Genomic DNA, 21,316 nt, shown 5'->3' with positions numbered 1-21,316 from the left:
TCGATGATGGGAACAGGCTGCGCTGAACGTCCCGAGGTCAGCGAACCGGCCGTGAAGAGCCGGTGAACCGACGTGAAGAAAAGGCCACTTGTGGAGGATCGCGGCCACTCTAGGGGGGTGTCGTGGTCATGAACAGACCTTTCGCACGACTGGCCGAAAGGTCTGCCCCGGCCGTCCGGGCGAACCGCCCGCCCCGACCCCGGAGGCGCGGGCCGACCCGGGCGGATGCGAGGGTGGGCCCCGTGAACGAGACGATCATGGCAGCCGCCCGCGCACGAGCCGCCGAACACCGCCGCCGGATCGACCTCCGCTTCGAGGCCTACTTCGCGGCCCTGCCGGAGCGCCTCGACACACCGCCGCTCAGCCGCTTCACCCCGCGCTGCCTGGAGCTGCTGCGGGACCTCTCACTGCGCGGCGGCAAGCGGCTGCGGGTCGCCCTGCTGTACGAGGCCGCCCGGCTGGTGACCACCGAGCCGGTGCCCGGCCTGGCCGAGGCCGCGCTGAGCATCGAACTGCTCCAGACGCACGGACTCGTCCACGACGACCTCATCGACGACGCGCCCGTCCGCCGCGGCGGGCCCTCCACACACGAGGCCTACCGCCGGGAGTTCCCGGACGCGGACCGCACCGCGCTCGGCCTGACCGTCCTGGCCGGGGACCTCGCCGCCTTCCTCTCGATGCGGGTCCTGCTGGAGGCCGACGTCCCCGCCGAGCTGCGCCAGGCCATGCTGGAGGTGCAGCTGGACGCGGCCGCCGAGACGGTCACCGGCCAGATCGTCGACCTCGAACGCGACTTCCTCCCGATCCCGGACGAGGAGTTCCTGCACACCGTCTGCGAGTACAAGTCCACCCGCTACTCCGTGCTCGCCCCGCTGCGCCTGGGCCTGCTGGCCGCCGGCGCGGACCTGGTCGGCCACGACGCACGGCTGCGCCGGTACGCGACCCTGGTCGGCATCGGCGGCCAGCTGCGCGACGACTACCTCGACCTCTTCGGCGACGAGGGCGCCACCGGCAAGTCCACCGGCGCCGACCTCCGCGCGGGGCGCCGCAGCTACGCCGTGAGCGCCCTGCTCGCCCGCGCGGACGCGTCGCAGCGGGCCGTCGTCGAGTCCGCGCTCGGCGACCCGCACTGCCCGGCCGCCACCGTCGAGCAGGTCCGCGGGCTGGCCCGGCAGCTGGGCGTGGACGGCAAGCTCCGCGCGGACATGCGCCGCTGCGCCGACGCGGCCCGCGCCGAGGCCGCGGGCTGGCGCCCGCACTGGCGGGAGGAGGCCGTCGCCTTCTTCGAAGGCCTCCCGCCGGCCAACGTGATCCCGGGGCCTGACCGGGCGGCCGGTGCCAGTTGACGACCAACGGCACGGACGACGCGTTCACCCTCCTCCGGCAGGCCGTCGACCTGCTGCCCGGGAACGCCACGGCCGAGAACGGCCTGACGATCGCGGACGTCCGCCGGGACATCGAGCTCCAGGAGTGGGAGACGGTGCTCGACATGCTCATCGAGATCGCGGACGTCCGCCCGGTGTCCACCGCCTTCTGGGAGAAGCTCGCCGAAGCCGCTCGGCAGATGATGCTCGACCGGACCCGCCGCTGGTGCCGGTGGCGGGCCTGGGAGGTCGGGCACGGCACGATCCGGGCCGGCCTGACCCTGCTGGGAACGGAGGAGAGCGGACGCCGGAACGCCTTCGACGGGGACGGCCGGCTCAGACCGCTGTGGGACATCGGTCACCGCACCGCGGCCGGGGAACAGGATCTGAACGTCGCGCGGCTCTGGGTGGAGTTCGCGCCGCGGCTCGGCCCGGGCGAGACGGCCGACGTCCGCCTCGCACCCCTGCAGGTGGAGCAGTGGCGGCACCTGAAGCCCGGTGACGTGATCGTCATGTACGAGACCCGGACCGCCGGCGGCATCGCCGAGATCATCGAGGTCCTGCCGCCGCACGCCTGAGGGTGTTCCGGCGTCACGGAGGCGTGCCCTGGCCGCAGGTGCCGCCCGAGGGCCCGGTCCGTCGACGCCGTGCGCGCACCGGCGGTGAGCGGTGCGCCGTCGGAACAGTCCGCGGCCCGCGCGCTCCTAGTCTGATGCCGCCGCGGGCCGCGTGCCCGGCCACCGGATCGGCGCGCCACCGCCGGCAGGACGCGCCGACTCGATGCGCACCCTTCACCCGACCCCACCGAGGAGCCCAGGACCACCGTGCCCAGCCAGCCCCGCCTCCACCAGCACCGCCCCGAGATCCAGGAGTTCGGCACCGTCACGCAGTTGCCGATCGCCCTCTCCCACGACGCCCGGCAGTACTCGTGCCAGCGGCTCAACCGCGTCCTCGCGGACACCCAGTTCCTGTACTCCCTCTACAAGAAGTGCCACTGGGGCATGCGCGGGCCGACGGCCTACCAACTGCACCTGCTCTTCGACAAGCACGCCCAGGAGCAGCTGGAGCTGGTCGACGCGCTCGCCGAACGGGTGCAGAGCCTCGGCGGCGTCGCCGTCGGCGACCCCCGGCACGCCGCGCTGATCACGGGCGTCCACCGCCCGCCGGACGGCATCGAGGACGTGCAGTCGATGCTCTCGCGCCTCCTCGACGCGCACGAGGGCATCCTCGCCGACACCCGCGACGCGGCGACCCGGACGGCCGGCCTCGGCGACGACGGCACCCAGGACCTCCTGGTCTCCCAGGTCATCCGCACCGGCGAGACGCAGGTCTGGTTCCTGGCCGAGCACCTCGTCACCCCCGACACGGACGCCTGAGCCCCCCGCCGGGCCTGAGCCCCCCGCCGGGCCCGGCTCGCCCCGGGCCCGGCTCAGCGCCGCGCCGGCGAACCGGTCCGCCGCCTCCCCTCACTCATGGGGGAGCAGCCCGGTCAGGCCCGCCGCGCCCTGGTGAAGCGCGGTCGGGTGCCGGCGGCCAGTTCGCCGAGGCGCTCGCCGATCACGGAGACGCCCGGGCGGGGCTCCCGCTCGAAGTACCAGGGCTTGCGCCGGTGCAGCAGGTCCTCGCCGTGCTCGCTCCAGGTGAACCCGGGTTTCCGCAGCAGCCCCCGGAACACCGCGTCGACCGTGTCCGGGTGGGCGGCGGCCAGGCGGCGAGGCGTTCCCCCGCTTCGCCAGGGGGGAGGAGCAGCTCGTCGCTGGTCGTCCACCAGGTTCAGCAGGATGACGGCGTCCCCGTCCTTGCGTCGGACCTCGAAGACACCCTCGACCGGGTCGCGCCAGCCGAGCAGCATCGCCCGGTCGGATTCGGTCAGGCCGCGCTGCCCGGTCCTGACGATCCAGCGGGCGGGCCGGTGCCCCGCAGGGTCGGCGCGACACCCTGGACCACGGTACCGAACGGCAGGGCGCGGTCGCTCCGACGGTGGTGAACCGCCCTGGCATCGCGCACCGGGCGGCGCCTTCGCCGACCGGGCGGCGCGCGTGCACCGGTCGCCCGCCGTCCGTCGCCGCCGAACCGTCAACCCTCGCCGGGTGAATCGTTGAACCGTCGAGCGCAAGCCCGTCGACCACCGCACCGTGAACCACCGAAGCGCCGGACACCGAACCGTGAGACCACCCAAGCGCCGGGCACCGCACCGTGAACCACCGCGCCACTCCGGCCCCGGCCGGGTCCGCACCACCACGAGGAGAGATTCATTGAGCAACGAGAGCCCGGCCGACCTGCGCAAGAAGGAGCGGCGTTTCGCCCTGCCGGCCGTGGCCGCCACCGTCGTGGCGCCGGTCCGGGTCACGCCGGCCGCCGTGCCGGGCGGTTCCTGACCCGGCGGCCCGGGACCCCCGCCGCATCCTTCGACACCCCCAACCGCTCGGGAGGAAAGTCAAGTTGCCTCACATGGCCGTGCGCGTCGCCGCGCAGACCACCACCGCGCTCACCCTGCTCACCTGTGTCCTGGTGGTCCGTCAGGAGAGACCGGCGGAGCCGACGACGGATGCACCGCCGCCCGCCGCGGTCATCGGACCGGACCAGCCGGATGCCCGGGGCGGACTCCTCCCGCAGGAGCAGACCGACCGGACGGGCACGTCGCCGCTGTGGCCGGCCGACGCGCCGGTGGCCGCACCCCGACAGCTCGGCGGGCTCGGCACCCTGACGGCCCGACCGGCGGCGCTGAGGATGGCGGCGGCCGGGGTCGACGGCTCCCGCGCGGCCGACGGGGCCGGCGTGATCGCCATGCCGGAGAGCGCGGGCGGGGACCAGGAATGGCTCGTCCGGCCCGTTGCCGACGGCGAGGTGGTCCTCCAGTCGCTGCTGGTGAGCACGGACGAGGAGGCGCCTCAGCCCCTCGTACTCACCGCCGACCCCGACGGTTCGGTCTACCTCGCGTACGAACTGGCCGACGAGCGGCAGCAGGACGGCGGCCAGCGGTGGGGCGTCGTGGACGCCCACACCCCCTTGGGGCCGCCGGGCCGGGAGGCGTCCGACGGGCGCACCGCCACCCGGCTGAGGCTCCACGCCAACGGGGGCGGCTGCCTCGCCGAGCACGGCTACGGCGAGCGGGTGGCCGTCGAGGGCTGCGACGACCCCCGGTCCTGGTGGACGGTGGAGGGGGCGACCGGCTCGGCCTGACCTTCGACCAGCGCAGGCCGGCGTCGATGACGGGGCATCCGGCCCTACGCGCTGAGGAGCTGGTAGACGGCCTCGGCGGAGTCCCCCCACCTCCGCAGCAGGTGCAGGACGCCCTCGTCGACCGGGCCCGATGACGTGCCGGGGTGCCACCGGGACCGGTCTTCTGATCGGCGCGGCGCCGGCCGCCCGCTGCCGACCCGTCCGCCCGTCAGCGGCCCGGGGCGGCCGTCGGCGGCGTGTCCAGGACCCGGAAGGAGAGGCCCGCCGCGATCAGCCGGTCGATCAGCGGTCGGCCCATCGCCACCGCCGTGGTCAGCTGTCCCGCGACGGGCGGCAGGTCGTCGTACGCGAGGCAGAGAGCCGCCTCGGCGAGCATCTTCGCGGTCTCCTGGTAGCCCGGGTCGCCCCCGGACACCTCGGTGAGGACGGTCCGTCCGCCACGCTCCCGGGCCACGAACCGGACGGCGAACCAGGAGCGGGCCCGCTGGTCCTCTCCCGGGCCGTCTCCGGGCTTGCGCAGCCGCCCCAGGGCCCTTCGCAGTACCGGCAGTTGGGCGGCGAGGGCGATCGAGGCCACCGCGGCGACACCAGCGAGGGCGATCGGCAGCCGTCGCACCGCGGCGTAGTGCGCGTACCCGAAGTCGGGGCCGTACGCGCCCAGTGCGGCCGCCGAGCGGGACACCACCTGCGGGTCGATCGTGGGCATCGGCACCGCCCAGGCCCGGGCCACCCGGGAGCGGTGCGGACGGCCGGTCGGGGTGCGGACCAGCCGTCCCTTCGGCCGGGGTTCCACGGCGCGGCGCGCCCGGGCGGCCCGGGCCATCGCGCGCGGTCGGGAGAAGGCCGTCATCGCCGAGGCGAAGGTGCCGCCGGAGATGGTGCCGCCGGCGCGGACGAAGCCCTCCACCCTGAGCGCGGTCGCCGGGCCGCCGCGGCGCAGCAGTTCCTCGACGGTGAACAGCACGCCGAGGTCGTGCGGGACGGAGTCGAAGCCGCAGGCGTGCACCAGCCGTGCGCCGGTCGCCACCGCGCGCTCGTGGTGCCGGAGGTACATCCGGTCGACGAACTCGGGTTCGCCGGTGAGGTCCACGTAGTCGGTGCCGGCGTCCGCGCAGGCCGCCACCAGGGGTTCGCCGTGCTGCAGGTACGGGCCGACGGTGGAGACCACCACCCGGGCCCCGGCGGCCACGGCGCGCAGCGCCTCGCGGTCGGCGGCGTCCGCGGTCAGCAGGGGGAGGTCGGCGCAGCGCGGGTCGATCCGCGCCAGCCTGGTCCGGACGGCGGCGAGCCTGCGCTCGTCGCGTCCGGCGAGTGCCCAGCGGCAGCCCTCGGGCACGGTCCGGGCCAGGTACTCGGCGGTGAGTCCGCCGGTGAACCCGGTGGCACCGAACAGGACGAGGTCGTACGGGCGGGGCTCGGCCATCAAGGGTCCCTACTCGCGGGTAGTCGGCTGCGCCACGCTAGGAGCCCGTCGCGGCACTGTCAACGTCCCGGCCCGCGCGCCGGTCCCCGGCGCCCGGCGCGTCGGGTGCCGCTCGCAGGCGCAGACGACCGGCCGAAGGCCCCCGGGTCAGCCGGCTCGGCCGGCACCTGACGGGTCGGGTGCACGGGCGAACTCGCGGAGGAGGTCGGCGAGTCGTCCGGGCTGGTCCAGCGGGACGAGCGTGTAGCTGTCGTCCACCACGGCCAGCCGTGCACGGGGGACGAGCTCGACGAGGCGGCGGGCGTGCTCGGGTGGCATCACGCGGTCCTCGGCCGCCCAGACCACGAGGGTGGGGCGGTCGAAGCCCGGCAGGCCCTCGGCCGCTTCGAGCAGGAGGCGGGTGTCGGCCGCCGCCGCCCGGAGCAGGCGCACGGTGTCGCGGCGGATGCCGGACTGCCGCAGGACCGGTGTCATCCACCGGGCGGTGGCGGCGTCGCCGCGCTTGGTCAGCCACCCGAACGCGACCGGCAGCCGTCGGACGGCGCGCAGCCGCATCTGCTGCATGAACAGCCCGAACAGCCGGGGCGGGAGCCGTCCGGTGAGCAGCAGCGTCCTGCCGGTCAGCCCGGGCGGGAAGTTGTCGAAGGCGTCGCAGGAGACGAGGACGGCCCGCCCGATCCGGGTGGCGCCGTCGCTCATGAGGAGCTGGAGGAGCGCCCCGCCGGTGTCGTTGCCGACGAGCGTGGCGTCGTGCAGCCCGAGACGGTCGAGGAACTCGGCGACCAGTCGCGCCGCACCGGGCAGCGACAGGTCGGCGTCGGGGCGCATCGGGAGCCGGTGCGCCCCGAGCGGCAGGGTCGGTGCCAGGCAGCGGTGGTCGGCGGCCAGACGGGCGATCGTGTCGTCCCACAGCGTGGCGTCCATCAGCAGACCGTGCAGCAGGACCAGGACGGGGCCGTCGCCACCGGTGTCCCGGTACTCGATCGTCCCGGCCGACAGCTCGATCCGCTTCATGACGGCACTGCGGTCGGGCGCGGTGCGGTCGTTCCCGGTGGTGACGTCCATGGCGGCCTCAGTTCCGGAAGGCGGCCGCGTGTTCGGCGGCCCAGGTGGCGAAGGTGAGGGCGGGGCGCCCCAGGAGGCGCGCGACGGTGTCCGTGGTCGGTCCGGGGTCGGTCAGGCACGCGGCCGCGTAGCCGATCAGCCGGTCGGGCACGTCCTCGGGCAGCCCCTGGGCGAGCATCGCCCGGCGCAGCTGCTCGGGGGGCATCTCCTCGAAGGACAGGTCCCTGCCGATCGCCTCGCCGATGATCCGGGCCTTGTCGTGCTGGGTGAGCGACTCCGGCCCGGTGATCGGGTGGGCGCGGCCCGCGTGGGCGGGGTCCAGCAGTGCCCGTACGGCGATCTCGGCGACGTCCCGCTGGTGGACGGGGGAGGTGGCCGCAGCGCCGTGCACACCGCGGGCGGTGCCGTTCGCACGGATCTGCGGTGCCCAGGCGAGCGCGTTGGCGGCGAAGTCGGCGCACCGGAGGAAGGTCCACTGGAGCCCGGAGGCCGCGGCCGCGGCCTCCACCAGCGCGAACTCCTCGGCGAAGCGCCGGTACCCGCCGCCGTACTCGACGGTGACGGCCGACAGCACCACGACGCGTCGCACGCCGTGCTCGGCCGCCAGCGCCAGCAGCTCGGCAGCGGCGCCGTCGACGGCGCGCGGACTGAGCAGGAGGGCTTCCACGCCGTCCAGCGCCGGTGCCAGCGACCGCGGCCGGGACGGATCGGCGACGACCGGCCGGACGCCGTCGGCGAACCCGCCGGCGGCGGGACCGCGGGTGACGGCCGCCGTCTCGCGGCCCTGCGCCGCCAGCAGCTCCACCACTTCGCGACCGACCGTCCCGGTCGCGCCAGTGACCATGATCATGTGCGTTCTCCTGTCCGGGATTTCCGATGGGTGCCGCGCCGGCGGACCCCCGTGCCGTCGGCGCGGCGCCGGTGGTGCTGACGATCAGTCGGTGAGGCCGGGGAACCAGATGCGCGGGTCGAGGATCACTGGTCGCTCCTTTCCGGGGCTCGGGGTCCGCCGACCTGCGTCGGGGACGGGGCGGAACGGATGACCTCCATCCTCGGGGCGGGCTCCCCGGGAGATGCGCCGCGAGGCCCCGGAATGGGCGAAACTCGCACGCACGGTGCGTGAATCGGCGAAACTCGCACGCATGGCGCGTGAATCGGCGAGTTCCGTCCTGAGCCTCCCGGACCAGCGGCTGGTGGCCGCGTTGCAGTGCGACGGCCGCCTCACGGCGGAGCGGGCGGCCCAGGTGCTGGGGCTCGGTGCCGCGGCCGTCCGCCGCCGTCTGCAGGCGCTCGGCGCCGACGGCACCGTGCGGGTGGTGATCTCGCCGGTGGCGCGGCCGCGCAACGGGGGCTCGGCCGGGGCCCTCTTCCTGCGCATCCGGGTCCTGCGGGGCAAGCTCGACACCATCGTGGCGGCGCTCGCGGCGCGCGAGGACATCCCGTTCATCGACGTCACCACGTCGGGCGACGAGGTCTTCGCGGTCGCCCGTACCGAGCCGGGCTCGCGCGACCACCTGGTCTTCCGCCGGCTGCCCTCGACCCAGGCGGTGACGTCCCTGGAGAGCGCCACCATCCTGCACGTCTTCCGGCTCACCTCCGAGTGGCGCCACCAGGTGCTGACCGCGGCCGAACGGGAGGCCCTGCGCCCGGCCGAGCCGGCCCCCGGGGCGGCCGCCTCCGGTGCCCCGGGGCCGTACGGCGTCGAGACGGACGCCGTGGAGTGCTCGCTGATCGACGCCCTCACGCCGGACGCACGGCTGAGCGCGGTGGCCCTTGCGGCGCGCACCGGCCACCCGGAGAGCACGGTGCGCCGGCGCCTCGCCCACATGGCGGCCCAGGGCCGGCTGGTCACCCAGGTGCTGGTCGACCCCCGCCGCCTCGGGCTGTCCATCGAGGCCAAGTTCCTGCTGCAGGTGGCCCCGGACCACCTGGCCTCGGCCGGGCAGGCGCTGGCCGACCACCCCTCGGTGCACGGGGCGTTCGCGACCTCGGGCCCCTCCAACCTGCACGCGGCCGCGTACTTCCCGGACCTGACGGCCCTCTACGGCTTCCTCTCCCGTGACCTGGTCGGCCTGGGCATCACCCACGTCGAGACGGCCATCGTCGGTCACGCCGTTAAGCGCACTCCGCTGCCGGTCCCGCCGGTCCCGTCGCTCCCGTCGCTCCCGTCGAGGTGAGGGCAGCGGGAGCGGCCCGCCCGGCCGCGGTGCCTCCGCTCAGGCGCCCGGCCGCAGCAGAGCGGGTGCGGGCCGGGGGATCCGGCTGATGACCGAGCCGATCAGCGTGCCGACGCTGACCCCGAACAGCGCCGACACCGCGGCGAGGACGGCGTGCGCCCCGTTGCCGACCTCGATCTGCGCGGTGTTGAGCAGACCGAAGGAGCCGGGCACCACGACCCAGAACGCGGGGAGGTAGAGCACCTGCCAGGACGGACCGCCCGGCAGCCAGTGCGCGACGGTGGCCGCGGCGGCGGCGGTGACCGCGCCGGCCAGCCCGCCGAGCGCCGCGCCGTTGGCGGAGGTCACCGGGATCTGGACGGCGGCCGTCACCGCGATCACCGCGACGATCCAGGGGATGGCCGGTGGCGGGGTGTAGACGTTGACGACCAGCCCGGCCACGGCGAGCGCCAGCCCCAGGCAGATCACCCACCAGCTCGGCTCCGCCACCCTGGTGTCGGCCAGCGCGGAGGCGGGGACGCCGGTGGCGGCGGTGGCGGCCACCACGCCGGCGAGGAAGAGGGCCAGCTGGACGGAGCCGGACACCAGTCTGGCCGTCCCCGCACTGGCCGCACCCGCGGCGATCTCCGACAGCCCGGTGACCAGGAGGGCGCCGGGCAGCAGGATCGCCAGGGTGGCGACGATCGTGCGCAGCGGCCCGTCCAGCAGCGCGGCCCGGGCGGCCGCCAGCACGAGGACGGAGACGAGGAAGCCGGCGGTGACGGGCAGCAGGGGCCGCAGCAGCGGCAGCCGGCGGGCCGTCATGGTGAGGCCCACGACGATCAGTGAGCCGATCGCCGACGCGAGGACGTTCACCGCCACCGGTTGCAGGAAGAGGCAGAGCCCCACCCCGACCGGCAGCATCCCGAGGTCGGCGACCCAGGTGGGCCAGCGGGCCGGTGCCCGGCGGATCGCGTCCAGATCGCTCAGCGCCCGGTGTCCGTCGACCGCGCCCGCGCGCAGCCGGTGGACCAGATCGAGGAGGTCGGCCGTCTGCTCGAACCGCAGGGCGGGGCCGACGGGCTCGAGGACGGTCGCGTCGTCCGGGCCGAGCGCGACGAACAGGCCGGTGGTGAAGGCCGCGACCCGCACCTCGGGCGCACCCAGCGCCCGCCCGAGCCCGCGCAGCTCCTCCTCCACGTCGTGGACCGGCAGGCCCCCGCTCAGCAGGGCCGCGCCCAGTTCGAGCAGGAGGCGGCGGCGGGGGTCGGTCGGGGGGCCGGCCGGGGCGTGGGGGCCCCGATCCGGCGGAAACGTGCTGAACATGGCGCGTATGGTCCCATAGCGCCCGGATCGCCCGCTCGGACGGGGTGCCGGGTCCGCGGCGGCGGCCCCGGGCGGCGTCGATCCCGGTGCCGAGCCCGGTTCCCGGCCACGGACCGGGACGGCGACGGCGGTCTTTCGAGGGGTTTGACTGAATTTTCAGTTAAATGCAGGTGTGGGGCAGCACCAGCACTGCAGGAAGGACGACCGTGCAGGTCAGCACCGATGTCACCAGCGCGCCCCGCACCGCACCCCACCGGCGCCCGCGCCGCCGCCGTTGGCGGTTCATCGTCGTCCTGGCGATGGTCACCGCCCTGTGCGGCGGGGGGATCGGGCTCTACCTGAACGAGCGCAACACCCGTGAGCAGACCCGCGAGCTGGCGGTCCCGTCGGCGCCGGACTGGATCGAACTCGACGTCACCGCGCAGGACGTGGACCCGGTGGCCCAGCAGCTGACGCTCTACGTCACACCCGTCCCGCACGGCCGGTTCGCCGCCGCACCGGACTCCCAGACCTTCGGTCGGCCGGTCGAGATCTCCGTCACCGGCACCCCCAAGGTGACCATCAGGGCGGCCGAGGGGGAGAACGCGCCGTCCCAGCTCGTCCAGGTGGGGATGTACGACGGCACCAAGACCGACTACCCCTTCGACCGTTACCGGATGGACGTCGGTTTCGGCGCCACCAGCGGGGGCGCGGCCGTCCCGGTCGGCATCGTCTTCACCGACACCGACCCGTTCTTCGTCCTGCGCCCACAGGTCGCGGCAGGCCCGCAGGCCGCGCCCGGCCCGCAGGCGGCGCCCGCGAGCGCCGGCGTCGTGACCCTGGACGCGCGGATCACCCGCTCCCGCAGCACCTTCATCCTCTCCTGGTTCATGATCGCGGCGATGTGGGCGCTGGCCCTGGCCGTCCTCGGTGCGGCCGAGGTGCTGTACCGCAAGCGGGAGGGCCTGGTCTGGCCCTCGCTGGGCTGGATGGCGGCGAGCCTGTTCGCCCTGATCGGCATGCGCAACGCCGCGCCGGGCTCGCCGCCGATCGGCTCGCTGATGGACTACGTCGCCTTCTTCTGGGCCGAGGGGATCATCGCCGCCAGCCTGACCTGCACCGCCTGGTGCGGCATCCGCACCGAGCACCGGCTGCGCCGCGAGAAGGAGGCGGAGGCGGCCGCCACCGCGCCCTGACCCGGCCCGGCGCCCGGGCGCGAGCGGCAGGGTCGGTGCCCCGGGCCGGCGGGCCGGGCCCGGGGCGGGCCGGGTCAGCCGTCCCAGGCCTGGAGGCCGAGCTCGCGGACGATCCGGCCGTCGTCGTCGAGGTCGAGCACCGCCGTGCAGAGCACGTTGGTCCCGTCCGGGTAGCGGCAGGCCTCGGTGAAGGCCGCCCGGTTCGCCTGGAGGACCTCGTTCTCGATCCGGTGGGTCATGTCCCGGGACGTGACGTCCTCGATCCACGTGCCGACGGCCTGAGGTGGCGGCTGGAGCCCCTGGACGACGGCCGCGCCACCCGGATCACCGCCCGCGTCGACCTTCCCCCGCAGGAGGCGCACCGCCTCGGCACCCAGACCGAGGTGGTCGAGACCTCGCTCACCCGTCTCGCGGACCTCGTCGCCCGGAGCTAGCGGGCGGCTCGCCGGCGCCCGCGCGGGTGCCGGTCAGCTGCCGGTCCAACTGCCGCAGCCCCCACGGGTGACGGCCATAGCCTGAGCGCCCGGCGCGCGGAACCCAGCTGACGCGCCGTCGGCGGGACGGGCCCCAGCGGCCCCACCGCCGTCCCCGTTCGAAAGGACCCGTAGCCCTGCCATGACCACTTTCCGCACCCGGGCCGCCGCCCTGGCGGCCGTCGCCGCCGTCGGGTTCGCCACCCTGACCGCAGGATCCGCCCACGCCGCCCCGGCGGCGCCCTCGACCGCGAAGGCGTCCGCCCAGGCACCCGTCCAGGCGTCCGCCACCGCGCTCGCGGCGCTGTCCACGCCCACCCGCATCCCGGGCAACACGTCGATCTCCCGCAACCAGGCCTGGTACTCGCCGGACGGCCGGGTGATGCTCGCCATGCAGGGCGACGGCAACGTCGTGCTCTACCGCGACAACAAGCCGGTCTGGGTGGCGCCCGGCGCCATGCCCAACGGCAACGTGCTGGTCATGCAGGGCGACGGCAATCTCGTCGTCTACTCGGCCGCCAACGCGCCGCTGTGGAACAGCCAGACGGGCGGCCGCTGGGGCGCCGAGCTGGACATCTACAACGAGGGCGCGATCGCGGTCGCCCTGGACGGCAAGGTCCTGTGGACCTCCGCCCCGCCCGCCCCGCAGCCCCTCCCGCCCTGCCCGCCGTGGGGCCCGCCGATCCCCGGCCAGATCGTCTGGCCGTGGTGCCCGGTCTGGCCCTTCCCCTCCTAGCCGGCCCGCACGGCCCCGACCGCCCCGAAGGCCTGACGGCCCGACGGCTCAGCAGGCCCCGCACCCCGAGGGTCCTCGCCCCACCCGGGCGAGGACCCTCGGTCGTCCGGTCCCGCGACGGCCCCGGCCCGTCACTCCGCCGTGCGGGACGGCGCGAAGTCCTCGGCGGAGACGCGCAGGCGGAAGACGTGGTACGTCCAGCCCTGGTAGGCGAGCACCAGCGGGAGGAAGACCACCGCGACGACGCTGATGACCTTCAGCGCGTACCCGCCCGAGGCGCTGTTGTGGACGGTCAGGTCGAAGGCGGGGTCGGTGCTGGAGACGACCAGCCGGGGGTAGAGGTCGACGAACATCGACAGGACGGTCGTCCCGATCGTGACCGCGGTGGCCACGAACGCCCAGCCCTCGCGCCGCCCGGTGACGAGCCAGCCGGCGGCGAGGACGGCGAGCACGGCGACGAGTTCGAGGATGTCCGGCAGCACGCCCTTGCCCGCGGTGGAGTGGGTCCACGGCAGGAAGGCCAGCACGGCGAGGACGGCCGCCGGTGCGATGCGGCGGGCCAGCAATTTGGCGCGGGCCCGCACCGCGCCGGTGGTCCTGAGGGCGATGAACGTCGCGCCGTGCAGCAGGCAGAGCAGGACGAGGGTGATGCCGGCGAACACCGAGTACCAGGAGAACAGGTCGGCGAAGGAGCCGGTGAACTCCCGGTCGCCGTCGATCGGCAGGCCGTGCAGCAGGTCGCCGAGGGCGATCCCGATCAGCAGGGGCACCAGCAGGCTGCCGCCGGTGAGCAGGGTGTCCCAGGTGCGGCGCCAGCGGGCGCCCTCGCCCTTGCCGCGGAACTCGAAGGAGACGCCGCGCACGATGAGTGCGGCCAGCAGCAGGATCAGGGCGAGGTAGAGCGCGGAGAACACGGTGGCGTACCAGTCGGGGAACGCGGCGAACATCGCCGCGGCGGCGACGATCAGCCAGACCTCGTTGCCGTCCCAGAGCGGGCCGATGGTGTTGATCGCCGCCCGCCGGCCGGCTTCGTCGCGGGCGACGACGGTGTGCAGCATGCCGACGCCCAGGTCGAAGCCCTCCAGGACGAAGAAGCCCGTCCACAGCACGGCGGTGACGATGAACCAGAAGGTGGCGAGCGCCATCGGGGGCCTCAGTAGCTCAGGGCCGGGACCGGGGCGTCCTCGGCGGGCGGCGGGGACAGCTCCTTGCGGGCGTACCGGGCGATCAGGACGACCTCGACCACCGCGAGCGCGGCGTAGAGCAGGAAGAACACCAGGATGCTGATGGCGACGGTGGTGGTGCCCACCGAGGGCGAGACGCCGTTGCGGGTGAGCTGGATCCCCTGGACGATCCACGGCTGGCGCCCGCTCTCGGTGAGCAGCCAGCCCGCCGTGTTCATCAGGAACGGCAGCACCGAGGCCCAGACCGCCACCCGCAGGAACCGGCGCGCGGTGCCGAGCCGCTTGCGCCACAGCAGCCACAGGCCCCACAGCCCGACCAGCAGCAGGACGACGGCGAGGTACGCCATCACCCGCATCGCCCAGTACTGGACGAAGATGTTCGGGACGTAGTCGCCGGGCCCGTACTGCTGCTCGTACTGGGCCTGGACGGCGTTGAGCCCCAGCACCTGGCCGTTCCAGTGGTTGGTGGCGAGCAGCGAGAGCAGGTGCGGGACGGAGACGATCCGGGTCGGGGTCATGTCGTTCTTGCCGCCGCCGACCTGGAAGAGCGAGAAGGAGCAGGGCTGGCAGGTGTCCCACTGGGCCTCGGCGCCGGCGATCTTCATCGGCTGGTACTTCCCCTCGGTGACGCCGAGTTCGCTGCCGACCAGCATCGCGACCAGGAGCACCGGGACCAGCACGACCAGCGCCAGCCGGGCGGTCGCGTGGAAGGCGGTCGGGGAGGAGCCCCTGCGCAGCTGCCAGGCGGAGACGGCGAGCATCACCGCGCACCCGGTGACCACCGAGGCGAGGACCGCGTGCAGGTACCCGCGGAGGAACACCGGGTTGGTGAACAGCGCCCACACGTCGTCGAGCCGGGGCCGGCCGCTGGACGGGTCGATGGTGTAGCCGACCGGGTGCTGCATCCAGGAGTTGGCCATCATGATGAAGGCCGCGGACAGGGCGCCGCCCACGGCCACGGCCCAGATCGTCGCCAGGTGCACCCGCGGCGGCAGGCGGTCCCAGCCGAACAGCCACAGGCCGAGGAAGGTCGACTCCAGGAAGAACGCGGCCAGCCCCTCCATGGCCAGCGGGGCGCCGAAGACGTCGCCGACGGTGCGCGAGTACTCCGACCAGTCCATGCCGAACTGGAACTCCTGCACCAGGCCGGTGACCACGCCCACGGCGATGTTGATCACCAGGAGGACGCCGAAGAACCGGGTGAGCCGCAGCAGTTCGGTCCGGCCGGTGCGGTGCCAGCCGGTCTGCAGCAGGGCGGTCAGGAAACCCAGGCCGATGGTGACCGGCACGAACAGGAAGTGGTAGACCGACGTCATGGCGAACTGCAGCCTGGCCAGGTCGAGTTGACTCAATGTGGTTCCCCATCGCCGGACGCTCGGCCTCAGTCAACCACGCGACCGCGGGGCCGGCGGGGTGCCACCGCCGCGGTTCGCTCCGGCGGGTGCAGGCCGATCGGCGGAACCACCCGGGCGGCCGCCCGGCGCCCGCCGGCGTGCCCGCCCCGTCCAGCCGTCCGGGTGAAGTGCGCGATCCGGCCCGCAGCCCCACCGGTGGATCGTGGTCGATCTGTCAGTCTGGGGGCACCGTCAGAGGTTCCCCCGGTGGCCGAACCCCGTCCGTGAACCGTCCGTGAACCGTCCGTCGACGGTCCCGCAGTCCCGCGCACGGTCACCCGGCCGCCACCGTCCGACGAACCTCCGAGCTCCCCCTTCGGAAGGAGTGCGCGACCCCGTGGACGACGACATCGCCCGCGCCGGGATCCACCCCGCGAGGTACGACGTGGTGGTCGCGGGCGGCGGCCCGGCCGGCGCGGCGGCCGCGCTGGCGCTCGCCGGGGCCGGCCGCAGCGTCCTGCTGGCCGACGCCGCCACCGGCGCGCCGTCCGTCGGCGAGGCGCTCCCGGCCGCCGCCCGGGTCCTGCTGCGGGACCTCGGTGCCGAGGACCTGCTCGACGGACGCCACCACCTGCCCTGCCGCGCCAACCTGTCGGCCTGGGGCTCGGCGGAGCTCGCCGCGCAGGACAGCATCCACGACCCGCACGGCCACGGCTGGCACCTGGACCGGGCCCGCTTCGACCGGGGGCTGCGCGACCGCGCGCGCGGCGGCGGCGCGGTGGTGGCCGAGCGCACCCTGGTCCGCCCGGCCGAGCGCCACGGCGACGGCGGCTGGACGGTCGAGCTGCGCGGCCGGCACGCGCGCCCTGCCGTGCGCTGCCGCTGGCTGGTCGACGCCACCGGCCGCCGGGCCGCCCTGGCCACGGCCGCGGGGGCCCGCCGCACGGTCGACGACCGGCTCGTCGCGCTCCACCTCACCCTGCCCGCACCGGCCGAACCCGTGGCCGACGCCTCGACCCTGGTGGAGGCGGTGCCCGACGGCTGGTGGTACACGGCGCTGCTGCCCGGCGGCCGCCGGCTGCTCGCCCGCTACACCGACGCCGACCTGCCGGGCGCCCGGACCGGGGGTGCCGAACCCCTCCCCGGGCTTGGGGCGACCCGGCACACCGCCCGGTGGGCGGCCGCGCACCCGTGGCCGGCCGGCGCCCCGGTGCGGCGCGCGCCCGCCCACACGGCCCGGCTGGACGTCGTCACCGGGGACGGCTGGACCGCGGCGGGGGACGCCGCCGCCGCGTTCGACCCGCTCTCCTCCCAGGGCATCCTCACCGCCCTGTACACGGGCCTGCGGGCCGGCCAGGCCGTCCACCGCCACCTCGGGGGCGACCGGACGGCCCTCGCCGGGTACGCGAGCGAGCTCGACACGATCAGTGCCGTCCACCTGCGCAACCGGCGCGCCTACTACTCCCTCGAAGGCCGGTGGCCCGAGCACCCCTTCTGGCACCGCCGCCGCGTCGCCGGGGCCGCGCGCCCCGCCGCCGGCCGGGGGAGCACCCGACCCGTTCCCCCCGCACCCACAGGAGCGCCCGCATGACCACCCCCGACGCCGCCTCCACCGACGGATCCGCCGCCCCGCGGCACGGCCACCGCTTCCTGCTGATCGGCACCGGCACGATCTTCGCCTACCACCTGCCGCTCTACTTCGTGCCCGTCCACGCCTTCCAGATGATCAACAAGTTCGGGCTGGACGCGCAGCTGCGCCAGACGTACCTCAAGGACCTCTCCCGGTACCAGAACGAGCAGGTCTACTACTCCCTGTTCACCGAGGGCCACTGGCCGCTCGCGGAGATCGTCGACGGCACCCGCACCTCGCTGCCGGTGGAACTGGAGCGGGTGACGGTCGACGGCGAGGGGCGGCGCACCTTCACCACGATCCTCGACGCGACCATCGCCACCTGCCGGAAGGAGGACGTCGTCCACTACCGGCCGCTCGACGCCACCGACTACCCCGACTTCCTCACCTACCTCGCCTTCGGCCAGGGCACCGAGGTCCACCTGGCCCACCAGCTCGCCGCACCCAGGAACTGGGACGAGGTCATCACCACCGTCCGGCCCTCCGGCTTCCAGCAGAGCAACCTGGACCACGCCGGCGCCGTCACCTTCCTCGGCATCAAGGACCCCAAGGGCGTCATCGACCGGAGCCTGCTGACGAAGGGCCAGAGCTACGAGGGGCAGATCGGCGCCCGGACCGTCACGTTCACCGTCGGACGCCAGGGGTGGTGGAACGGCACCAGCCTCAACGACCACTAGGGTCGCCGCAGCGCGCGCGGGCCCGGGCCGTGGGGGAGGTCCGGGCCCGCGCGGGTGCGCGGTGGGCCGGGCGGACGCCCGGCCCACCGGGACGGGGGTGCCTCAGTCGGCCCGGTGCAGCCGGATCAGGCGGCTGGCGTAGTCGCCGGCGGGCAGGTCCGGATCGAGGCCGCGGTGCCGGAGCAGGGCGCCGTCGTACACCCGGCCGGTCTCCGGGTCGCGGTAGCGCGCGGCGGGGTGCAGGGCGGGCAGGCGCAGCGGGGCGGGCCGGTGGCCGAACCGGGTGGTGGGGCGCCAGACGAGGACGGCGTGCTCGGTGTCGTCCGCGGCGGCGTAGTGGACGGCGGTGAGCCCGTCGGGGCCGGTGAGCCGGTGCTGGAGGCCGTGCTGCACGAGTGGCCGGATCCGCTTGTACTCGGCCACCAGGCGGGCGGCCTCGGCGAGTTCGTCCGGTGTCCACCGGGTGAGGTCCCCGCCGAGGCCGAGCGCCCCGGCCATGGCGACGTGGAAGCGGAAGCGCAGCGGGGTGGCGCGGCCGGTGAGGCCGTTCGGCGAGTCGGTGACCCAGGCGGCCATGGACTGCGCGGGGAGGAGCTGGCCGAAGCCGTGCTGGATGGCGATCCGGTCGACGGGGTCGGTGTTGTCGGAGGTCCACGCCTGGTCGGTGCGGGCGAGGACGGCGAGGTCTACGCGGCCGCCGCCGCCCGCGCAGGCCTCGATCCGCAGACCGGGGTGGTCGGCGCGCAGCCGGTCCATGATCCGGTGGACGGCCCGGGTGTGGTCGATCCACACCCGGTCGGGATCCGGGTGGCCGGCCCGGCCGGCCTCGGTGAAGGGGCGGTTGGCGTCCCACTTGAGCCAGTCCACGGCGTTCTCGCCGACCAGCCGGTCGAGGGTGGTGCGGACCAGGTCCTCGACCTCGGGTCGGGAGAGGTCGAGGACGAGCTGGTGGCGCAGTTCGGTCGCGTCCCGGGTGGGGGAGTGGAGCACCCAGTCGGGGTGGGCGCGGTAGAGGTCGCTGTCGGCGTTGACCATCTCCGGCTCGACCCAGAGGCCGAAGGCCATGCCGAGGCCGTGGACGTGGTCGGCGAGGGGCCGCAGGCCGTCGGGGAAGGCCTCCGGGCGGGGGGTCCAGTCGCCGAGGCCGGCGTGGTCACCGGTGCGGGCGCCGAACCAGCCGTCGTCCAGGACGAAGAGTTCGGCGCCGAGCCCGGCGGCGAGCTCGGCGAGGCGGCACTGGCCCTCCTGGTCGACGTCGAAGCCGGTGGCCTCCCAGGAGTTGTAGAGGACGGGCCGGTCGCGGTCGGGCTCCGGCAGGACGCGGGTGCGGACGTGGTGGTGCCAGGCGCGGCTCGCCCCGCCGAAGCCGTCCGGGGTGTGCAGGCCGGCGAAGACCGGGGTGCGGAGCGTCTCGCCCGGCCGCAGGGACCAGCTGAGCCCCTCGTGGCCGAAGCCGCCCGTCCAGGTGGTGCGGCCGACCGGGTCCCGGTGCACGGCGATCCGCCAACTCCCGCTCCAGGCGAGGGCGGTGCTCCACACGTCGCCCCGCTCCTCGGTGGCGGTGCCGTCGTCCAGGGCCAGCCAGGGGCTCGCGTGGTGGCCGGTGAGGCCCCGGCGGCTGGTGAGCACCGTCTCGGCGACGGGGAGCCGGTCGCGGTGCAGCTGGAACTCGCTGGACCAGCCGCCCACCAGGTGGCTGAGCCGGGCGTCGGGCAGCGGCGGGGCCGTCCAGGACGCGGAGTCGAGGCGGTGGACGGTGATCGGGCCGAAGTCGTCTCCGGGGGCGGCGGTGTGGGTGAGTTCGGTCCAGCGCTCGATGACGTCGCTGTCGGGGTGCACCCGGTAGCAGAGTTCGGCGGTCAGCGGGTAGCCGCGGTCGGCCAGGCGCAGGCGCAGTTCGCCGCCGTCGACGCGGTGGCCGAGGAAGCGCCACTGGGCGCCGGAGGTGCCGTCGGGGAAGCGCACCTGGAGGCCGGCCGGGCCGAAGCGGGCGCCGCTCTGGACGCCCAGTTCGTCGGCGGCGGCCTCGTCCTCGAAGCTGCTGTCCGCGGGGGAGTGGGGGTGCGGGAGTCCGCGGGGGTCGAGCACGGGGCCCCAGTGGACGTGGCGGGGGCTGCCGTCGGCGCCGATGCGCAGGGCGTAGACGCTGTTCGGGGTGCGGAGCACGGCGAGGCCGAGGGTGGCGTCGAAGGTGACGGCGGAAGGGGCGGAAGGCACGGGTGTCCCCCAGGGAGGAGAGCGGTGGTCGGACCGGGAGCCGGAGCGGTGAACGGCCTTCCGGGGAAGGGTCCTTGGTGTGGTGGCGGGGCACACGGGTGGCCCCGAGGTTAGATCTGTTGGATCGTCAAAATCAATACTGGAAGAAGTTATTTATTTGTCGTAGGTTGCAGCCGTGTTCCCCACCCATGCCCAGCCGTTGGTCACCGCACCGGCCGAGACCTCGATGCTCGCGCTGCTGCTCACCGAAGGACCGCTCAGCCGGGTCGAGTTGGCCCGCCGCACCGGCCTGTCCTCCACCGCCGTCACCAAGGCCGCCCGGCCGCTCATCGACGACGGCTACCTGCACGAACTCCCCCCGGAGCGCACCGCCCCCGGCGCCGGACGGCCCGTCAACCCGCTGGCCGTCACGGTGGACCGCGAGTACTTCGTCGGGGTCAAGATCAGCGCCGAGGCACTGTTCGGCGCGGTCTGCGACCTGCGGGCCGGCATGCGGGCCACCGCCGACGTCCGGCTGGGCGAGGACCGCGGCCCGGAGGCCGTGTGCGCCCTGGTCGGTGCGCTCGTCGAGCGACTGCTCGACGCGGACCCGGCGTTCCGCGAGCGCACCCGCCACCTCGGGATCTCCGTCTCCGGGGACGTGGACCGCGCCGCCGGGCGGGTCCGCTACTCCGTCCTCCCCGGCTGGCGGGACGTCCCGCTGGCCGCGACGGTGGCGCGGGCGACCGGCCTGAGCGTCACCGTCGAGAACGACGTCAAGGCCCTCACCTCCGCCGAACACTGGTACGGGGAGGGCATCGGCACCGAGTACTTCGCGCTCGTCACCATCGGGGCGGGCATCGGCTCCGGACTGGTCGTCAACGGGCAGCTGATCGCCGGGGCGTACGGGGTGGCCGGCGAGATGGGGCACGTCTCCATCGACCCGGCCGGACCGGTCTGCCACTGCGGCCAGACCGGCTGCGTGGAGGCGATCGCCTCCAGCGACGCCATCCTGGCCGCGGTCCGGCACGCCGCCGCGGACCCGGACCTCGACTTCGACGGCGCCGTCCACCTCGCCCGCGGCGGTGATCCCGCCGCCCGCGCGGCCTTCGCCCGGGCCGGCCGGGCGATCGGCACCGGCATCGCCACCCTGGTCAACCTGCTCGGCCCCGAACGGGTCGTCGTCACCGGGGAGGGCCTCGACACCTACGACCTGTTCGGCACGCACATCAGGGAAGCGTACGCCGCCCACTGCTTCAAGGCCGCCGCGAAGTGCCCGCTGACGCTGCGTCCGCTCCCCTGGGAGGAGTGGGCCAGAGGAGCCGCGGTGCTCGGCATCCAGGCCCTCTTCCCCTAGGGCCGGGCGCCGGCCCCCGTAGCGGGCACCGGCCGGG

The 21,316-nt window shown here is 74.9% G+C and carries 21 protein-coding genes; 12 read left to right on the top strand and 9 right to left on the bottom strand.

What is annotated here, in order from left to right; translation table 11 throughout:
• Positions 1-242 precede the first annotated feature (242 nt).
• The 3 genes from AB0N04_RS31930 (at position 243) to AB0N04_RS31920 (ending at position 2,740) form a co-directional block, all read left to right on the top strand.
• Entirely contained in the window at positions 243-1,346 is a 1,104-nt protein-coding gene (locus tag AB0N04_RS31930; protein WP_360218000.1) for a polyprenyl synthetase family protein, read from the top strand.
• On the top strand, positions 1,343-1,942 hold the full coding sequence (locus tag AB0N04_RS31925) for a hypothetical protein (protein WP_360218003.1): 600 nt from the start codon (positions 1,343-1,345) through the stop codon (positions 1,940-1,942). Before AB0N04_RS31930 ends, AB0N04_RS31925 begins: the two co-directional genes overlap by 4 nt.
• 246 nt (positions 1,943-2,188) lie before the next feature.
• Positions 2,189-2,740: a DNA starvation/stationary phase protection protein gene (locus AB0N04_RS31920; protein ID WP_360218006.1), complete on the top strand. Its 552-nt coding sequence runs from the start codon at positions 2,189-2,191 to the stop codon at positions 2,738-2,740.
• A gap of 113 nt (positions 2,741-2,853) precedes the next feature.
• Here the strand turns inward: AB0N04_RS31920 and AB0N04_RS31915 are convergent, their stop codons facing one another.
• Positions 2,854-3,216 carry a hypothetical protein gene (locus AB0N04_RS31915; protein WP_360218009.1) on the bottom strand — a complete coding sequence of 121 codons (363 nt, stop codon included), beginning with the start codon at positions 3,214-3,216 and terminating at the stop codon, positions 2,854-2,856.
• Positions 3,217-3,619: 403 nt separating this feature from the next.
• Here AB0N04_RS31915 and AB0N04_RS31910 point away from each other — a divergent pair, with 403 nt between their 5' ends.
• A complete protein-coding gene (locus AB0N04_RS31910; protein ID WP_360218012.1) occupies positions 3,620-3,742 on the top strand; it encodes a hypothetical protein in 123 nt (40 codons plus the stop codon).
• A gap of 73 nt (positions 3,743-3,815) precedes the next feature.
• Positions 3,816-4,547: a hypothetical protein gene (locus AB0N04_RS31905; protein WP_360218015.1), complete on the top strand. Its 732-nt coding sequence runs from the start codon at positions 3,816-3,818 to the stop codon at positions 4,545-4,547.
• 208 nt (positions 4,548-4,755) lie between these two features.
• Here AB0N04_RS31905 and AB0N04_RS31900 read toward each other — a convergent pair whose 3' ends face one another.
• The 3 genes from AB0N04_RS31900 to AB0N04_RS31890 form a co-directional block, all read right to left on the bottom strand.
• Positions 4,756-5,970: a saccharopine dehydrogenase NADP-binding domain-containing protein gene (locus AB0N04_RS31900; protein WP_360218018.1), complete on the bottom strand. Its 1,215-nt coding sequence runs from the start codon at positions 5,968-5,970 to the stop codon at positions 4,756-4,758.
• Positions 5,971-6,117: 147 nt separating this feature from the next.
• Positions 6,118-7,035, bottom strand: coding sequence for an alpha/beta hydrolase (locus tag AB0N04_RS31895; protein ID WP_360218020.1), 918 nt, complete (start codon positions 7,033-7,035; stop codon positions 6,118-6,120).
• Positions 7,036-7,042: 7 nt separating this feature from the next.
• A complete protein-coding gene (locus tag AB0N04_RS31890; protein WP_360218023.1) occupies positions 7,043-7,885 on the bottom strand; it encodes an NAD(P)H-binding protein in 843 nt (280 codons plus the stop codon).
• Between the two features lie 292 nt (positions 7,886-8,177).
• On the opposite strand from AB0N04_RS31890, the gene AB0N04_RS31885 reads away from it, so the two are divergent.
• Complete coding sequence (locus tag AB0N04_RS31885; protein WP_360218026.1) at positions 8,178-9,212, top strand: Lrp/AsnC family transcriptional regulator; 1,035 nt, start codon at positions 8,178-8,180, stop codon at positions 9,210-9,212.
• Positions 9,213-9,251: 39 nt separating this feature from the next.
• Here the strand turns inward: AB0N04_RS31885 and AB0N04_RS31880 are convergent, their stop codons facing one another.
• Positions 9,252-10,517, bottom strand: coding sequence for a threonine/serine exporter family protein (locus AB0N04_RS31880; protein ID WP_360218029.1), 1,266 nt, complete (start codon positions 10,515-10,517; stop codon positions 9,252-9,254).
• Between the two features lie 206 nt (positions 10,518-10,723).
• On the opposite strand from AB0N04_RS31880, the gene AB0N04_RS31875 reads away from it, so the two are divergent.
• Positions 10,724-11,692 carry a DUF4436 family protein gene (locus AB0N04_RS31875; RefSeq protein ID WP_360218032.1) on the top strand — a complete coding sequence of 323 codons (969 nt, stop codon included), beginning with the start codon at positions 10,724-10,726 and terminating at the stop codon, positions 11,690-11,692.
• 74 nt (positions 11,693-11,766) lie between these two features.
• On the opposite strand, the gene AB0N04_RS31870 is transcribed toward AB0N04_RS31875, so the two are convergent.
• The gene (locus AB0N04_RS31870) at positions 11,767-11,931 is read right to left on the bottom strand and encodes a hypothetical protein (protein ID WP_360218035.1); all 165 of its coding nucleotides are present in this window, start codon (positions 11,929-11,931) and stop codon (positions 11,767-11,769) included.
• On the opposite strand from AB0N04_RS31870, the gene AB0N04_RS31865 reads away from it, so the two are divergent.
• Together AB0N04_RS31865 and AB0N04_RS31860 are read left to right on the top strand one after the other, a co-directional pair.
• A complete protein-coding gene (locus AB0N04_RS31865) occupies positions 11,923-12,126 on the top strand; it encodes a hypothetical protein (RefSeq protein ID WP_360218038.1) in 204 nt (67 codons plus the stop codon). The two genes, AB0N04_RS31870 and AB0N04_RS31865, sit on opposite strands and share 9 nt — an antisense overlap.
• Before the next feature lie 181 nt (positions 12,127-12,307).
• Positions 12,308-12,901: a hypothetical protein gene (locus AB0N04_RS31860; protein ID WP_360218041.1), complete on the top strand. Its 594-nt coding sequence runs from the start codon at positions 12,308-12,310 to the stop codon at positions 12,899-12,901.
• 131 nt (positions 12,902-13,032) lie between these two features.
• Here AB0N04_RS31860 and cydB read toward each other — a convergent pair whose 3' ends face one another.
• Together cydB and AB0N04_RS31850 are read right to left on the bottom strand one after the other, a co-directional pair.
• Complete coding sequence (gene cydB, locus AB0N04_RS31855; RefSeq protein ID WP_360218044.1) at positions 13,033-14,046, bottom strand: cytochrome d ubiquinol oxidase subunit II; 1,014 nt, start codon at positions 14,044-14,046, stop codon at positions 13,033-13,035.
• An 8-nt stretch (positions 14,047-14,054) separates the two neighbouring features.
• Positions 14,055-15,437 (bottom strand): cytochrome ubiquinol oxidase subunit I, encoded by a 1,383-nt coding sequence (locus tag AB0N04_RS31850; RefSeq protein ID WP_360218047.1) that lies wholly within the window; start codon positions 15,435-15,437, stop codon positions 14,055-14,057.
• Positions 15,438-15,816: 379 nt separating this feature from the next.
• On the opposite strand from AB0N04_RS31850, the gene AB0N04_RS31845 reads away from it, so the two are divergent.
• Together AB0N04_RS31845 and AB0N04_RS31840 are read left to right on the top strand one after the other, a co-directional pair.
• Positions 15,817-17,010: a tryptophan 7-halogenase gene (locus tag AB0N04_RS31845; RefSeq protein WP_360218050.1), complete on the top strand. Its 1,194-nt coding sequence runs from the start codon at positions 15,817-15,819 to the stop codon at positions 17,008-17,010.
• A complete protein-coding gene (locus tag AB0N04_RS31840; protein WP_360218052.1) occupies positions 17,007-17,726 on the top strand; it encodes a hypothetical protein in 720 nt (239 codons plus the stop codon). The genes AB0N04_RS31845 and AB0N04_RS31840 overlap by 4 nt, the downstream gene beginning before the upstream one ends.
• 102 nt (positions 17,727-17,828) lie before the next feature.
• Here AB0N04_RS31840 and AB0N04_RS31835 read toward each other — a convergent pair whose 3' ends face one another.
• Positions 17,829-19,943: an alpha-galactosidase gene (locus tag AB0N04_RS31835; protein ID WP_360222130.1), complete on the bottom strand. Its 2,115-nt coding sequence runs from the start codon at positions 19,941-19,943 to the stop codon at positions 17,829-17,831.
• A 175-nt stretch (positions 19,944-20,118) separates the two neighbouring features.
• Here AB0N04_RS31835 and AB0N04_RS31830 point away from each other — a divergent pair, with 175 nt between their 5' ends.
• Positions 20,119-21,279 (top strand): ROK family transcriptional regulator, encoded by a 1,161-nt coding sequence (locus AB0N04_RS31830; RefSeq protein ID WP_360222133.1) that lies wholly within the window; start codon positions 20,119-20,121, stop codon positions 21,277-21,279.
• The last annotated feature ends 37 nt before the right edge of the window (positions 21,280-21,316 follow it).

The organism is Kitasatospora sp. NPDC051702, from assembly GCF_040681575.1.
Classification (GTDB): Bacteria; Actinomycetota; Actinomycetes; order Streptomycetales; family Streptomycetaceae; genus Kitasatospora.
The sequence above is the reverse complement of the archived record's forward strand: the minus strand, read 5'-3'. Positions and strand labels throughout refer to the sequence as shown.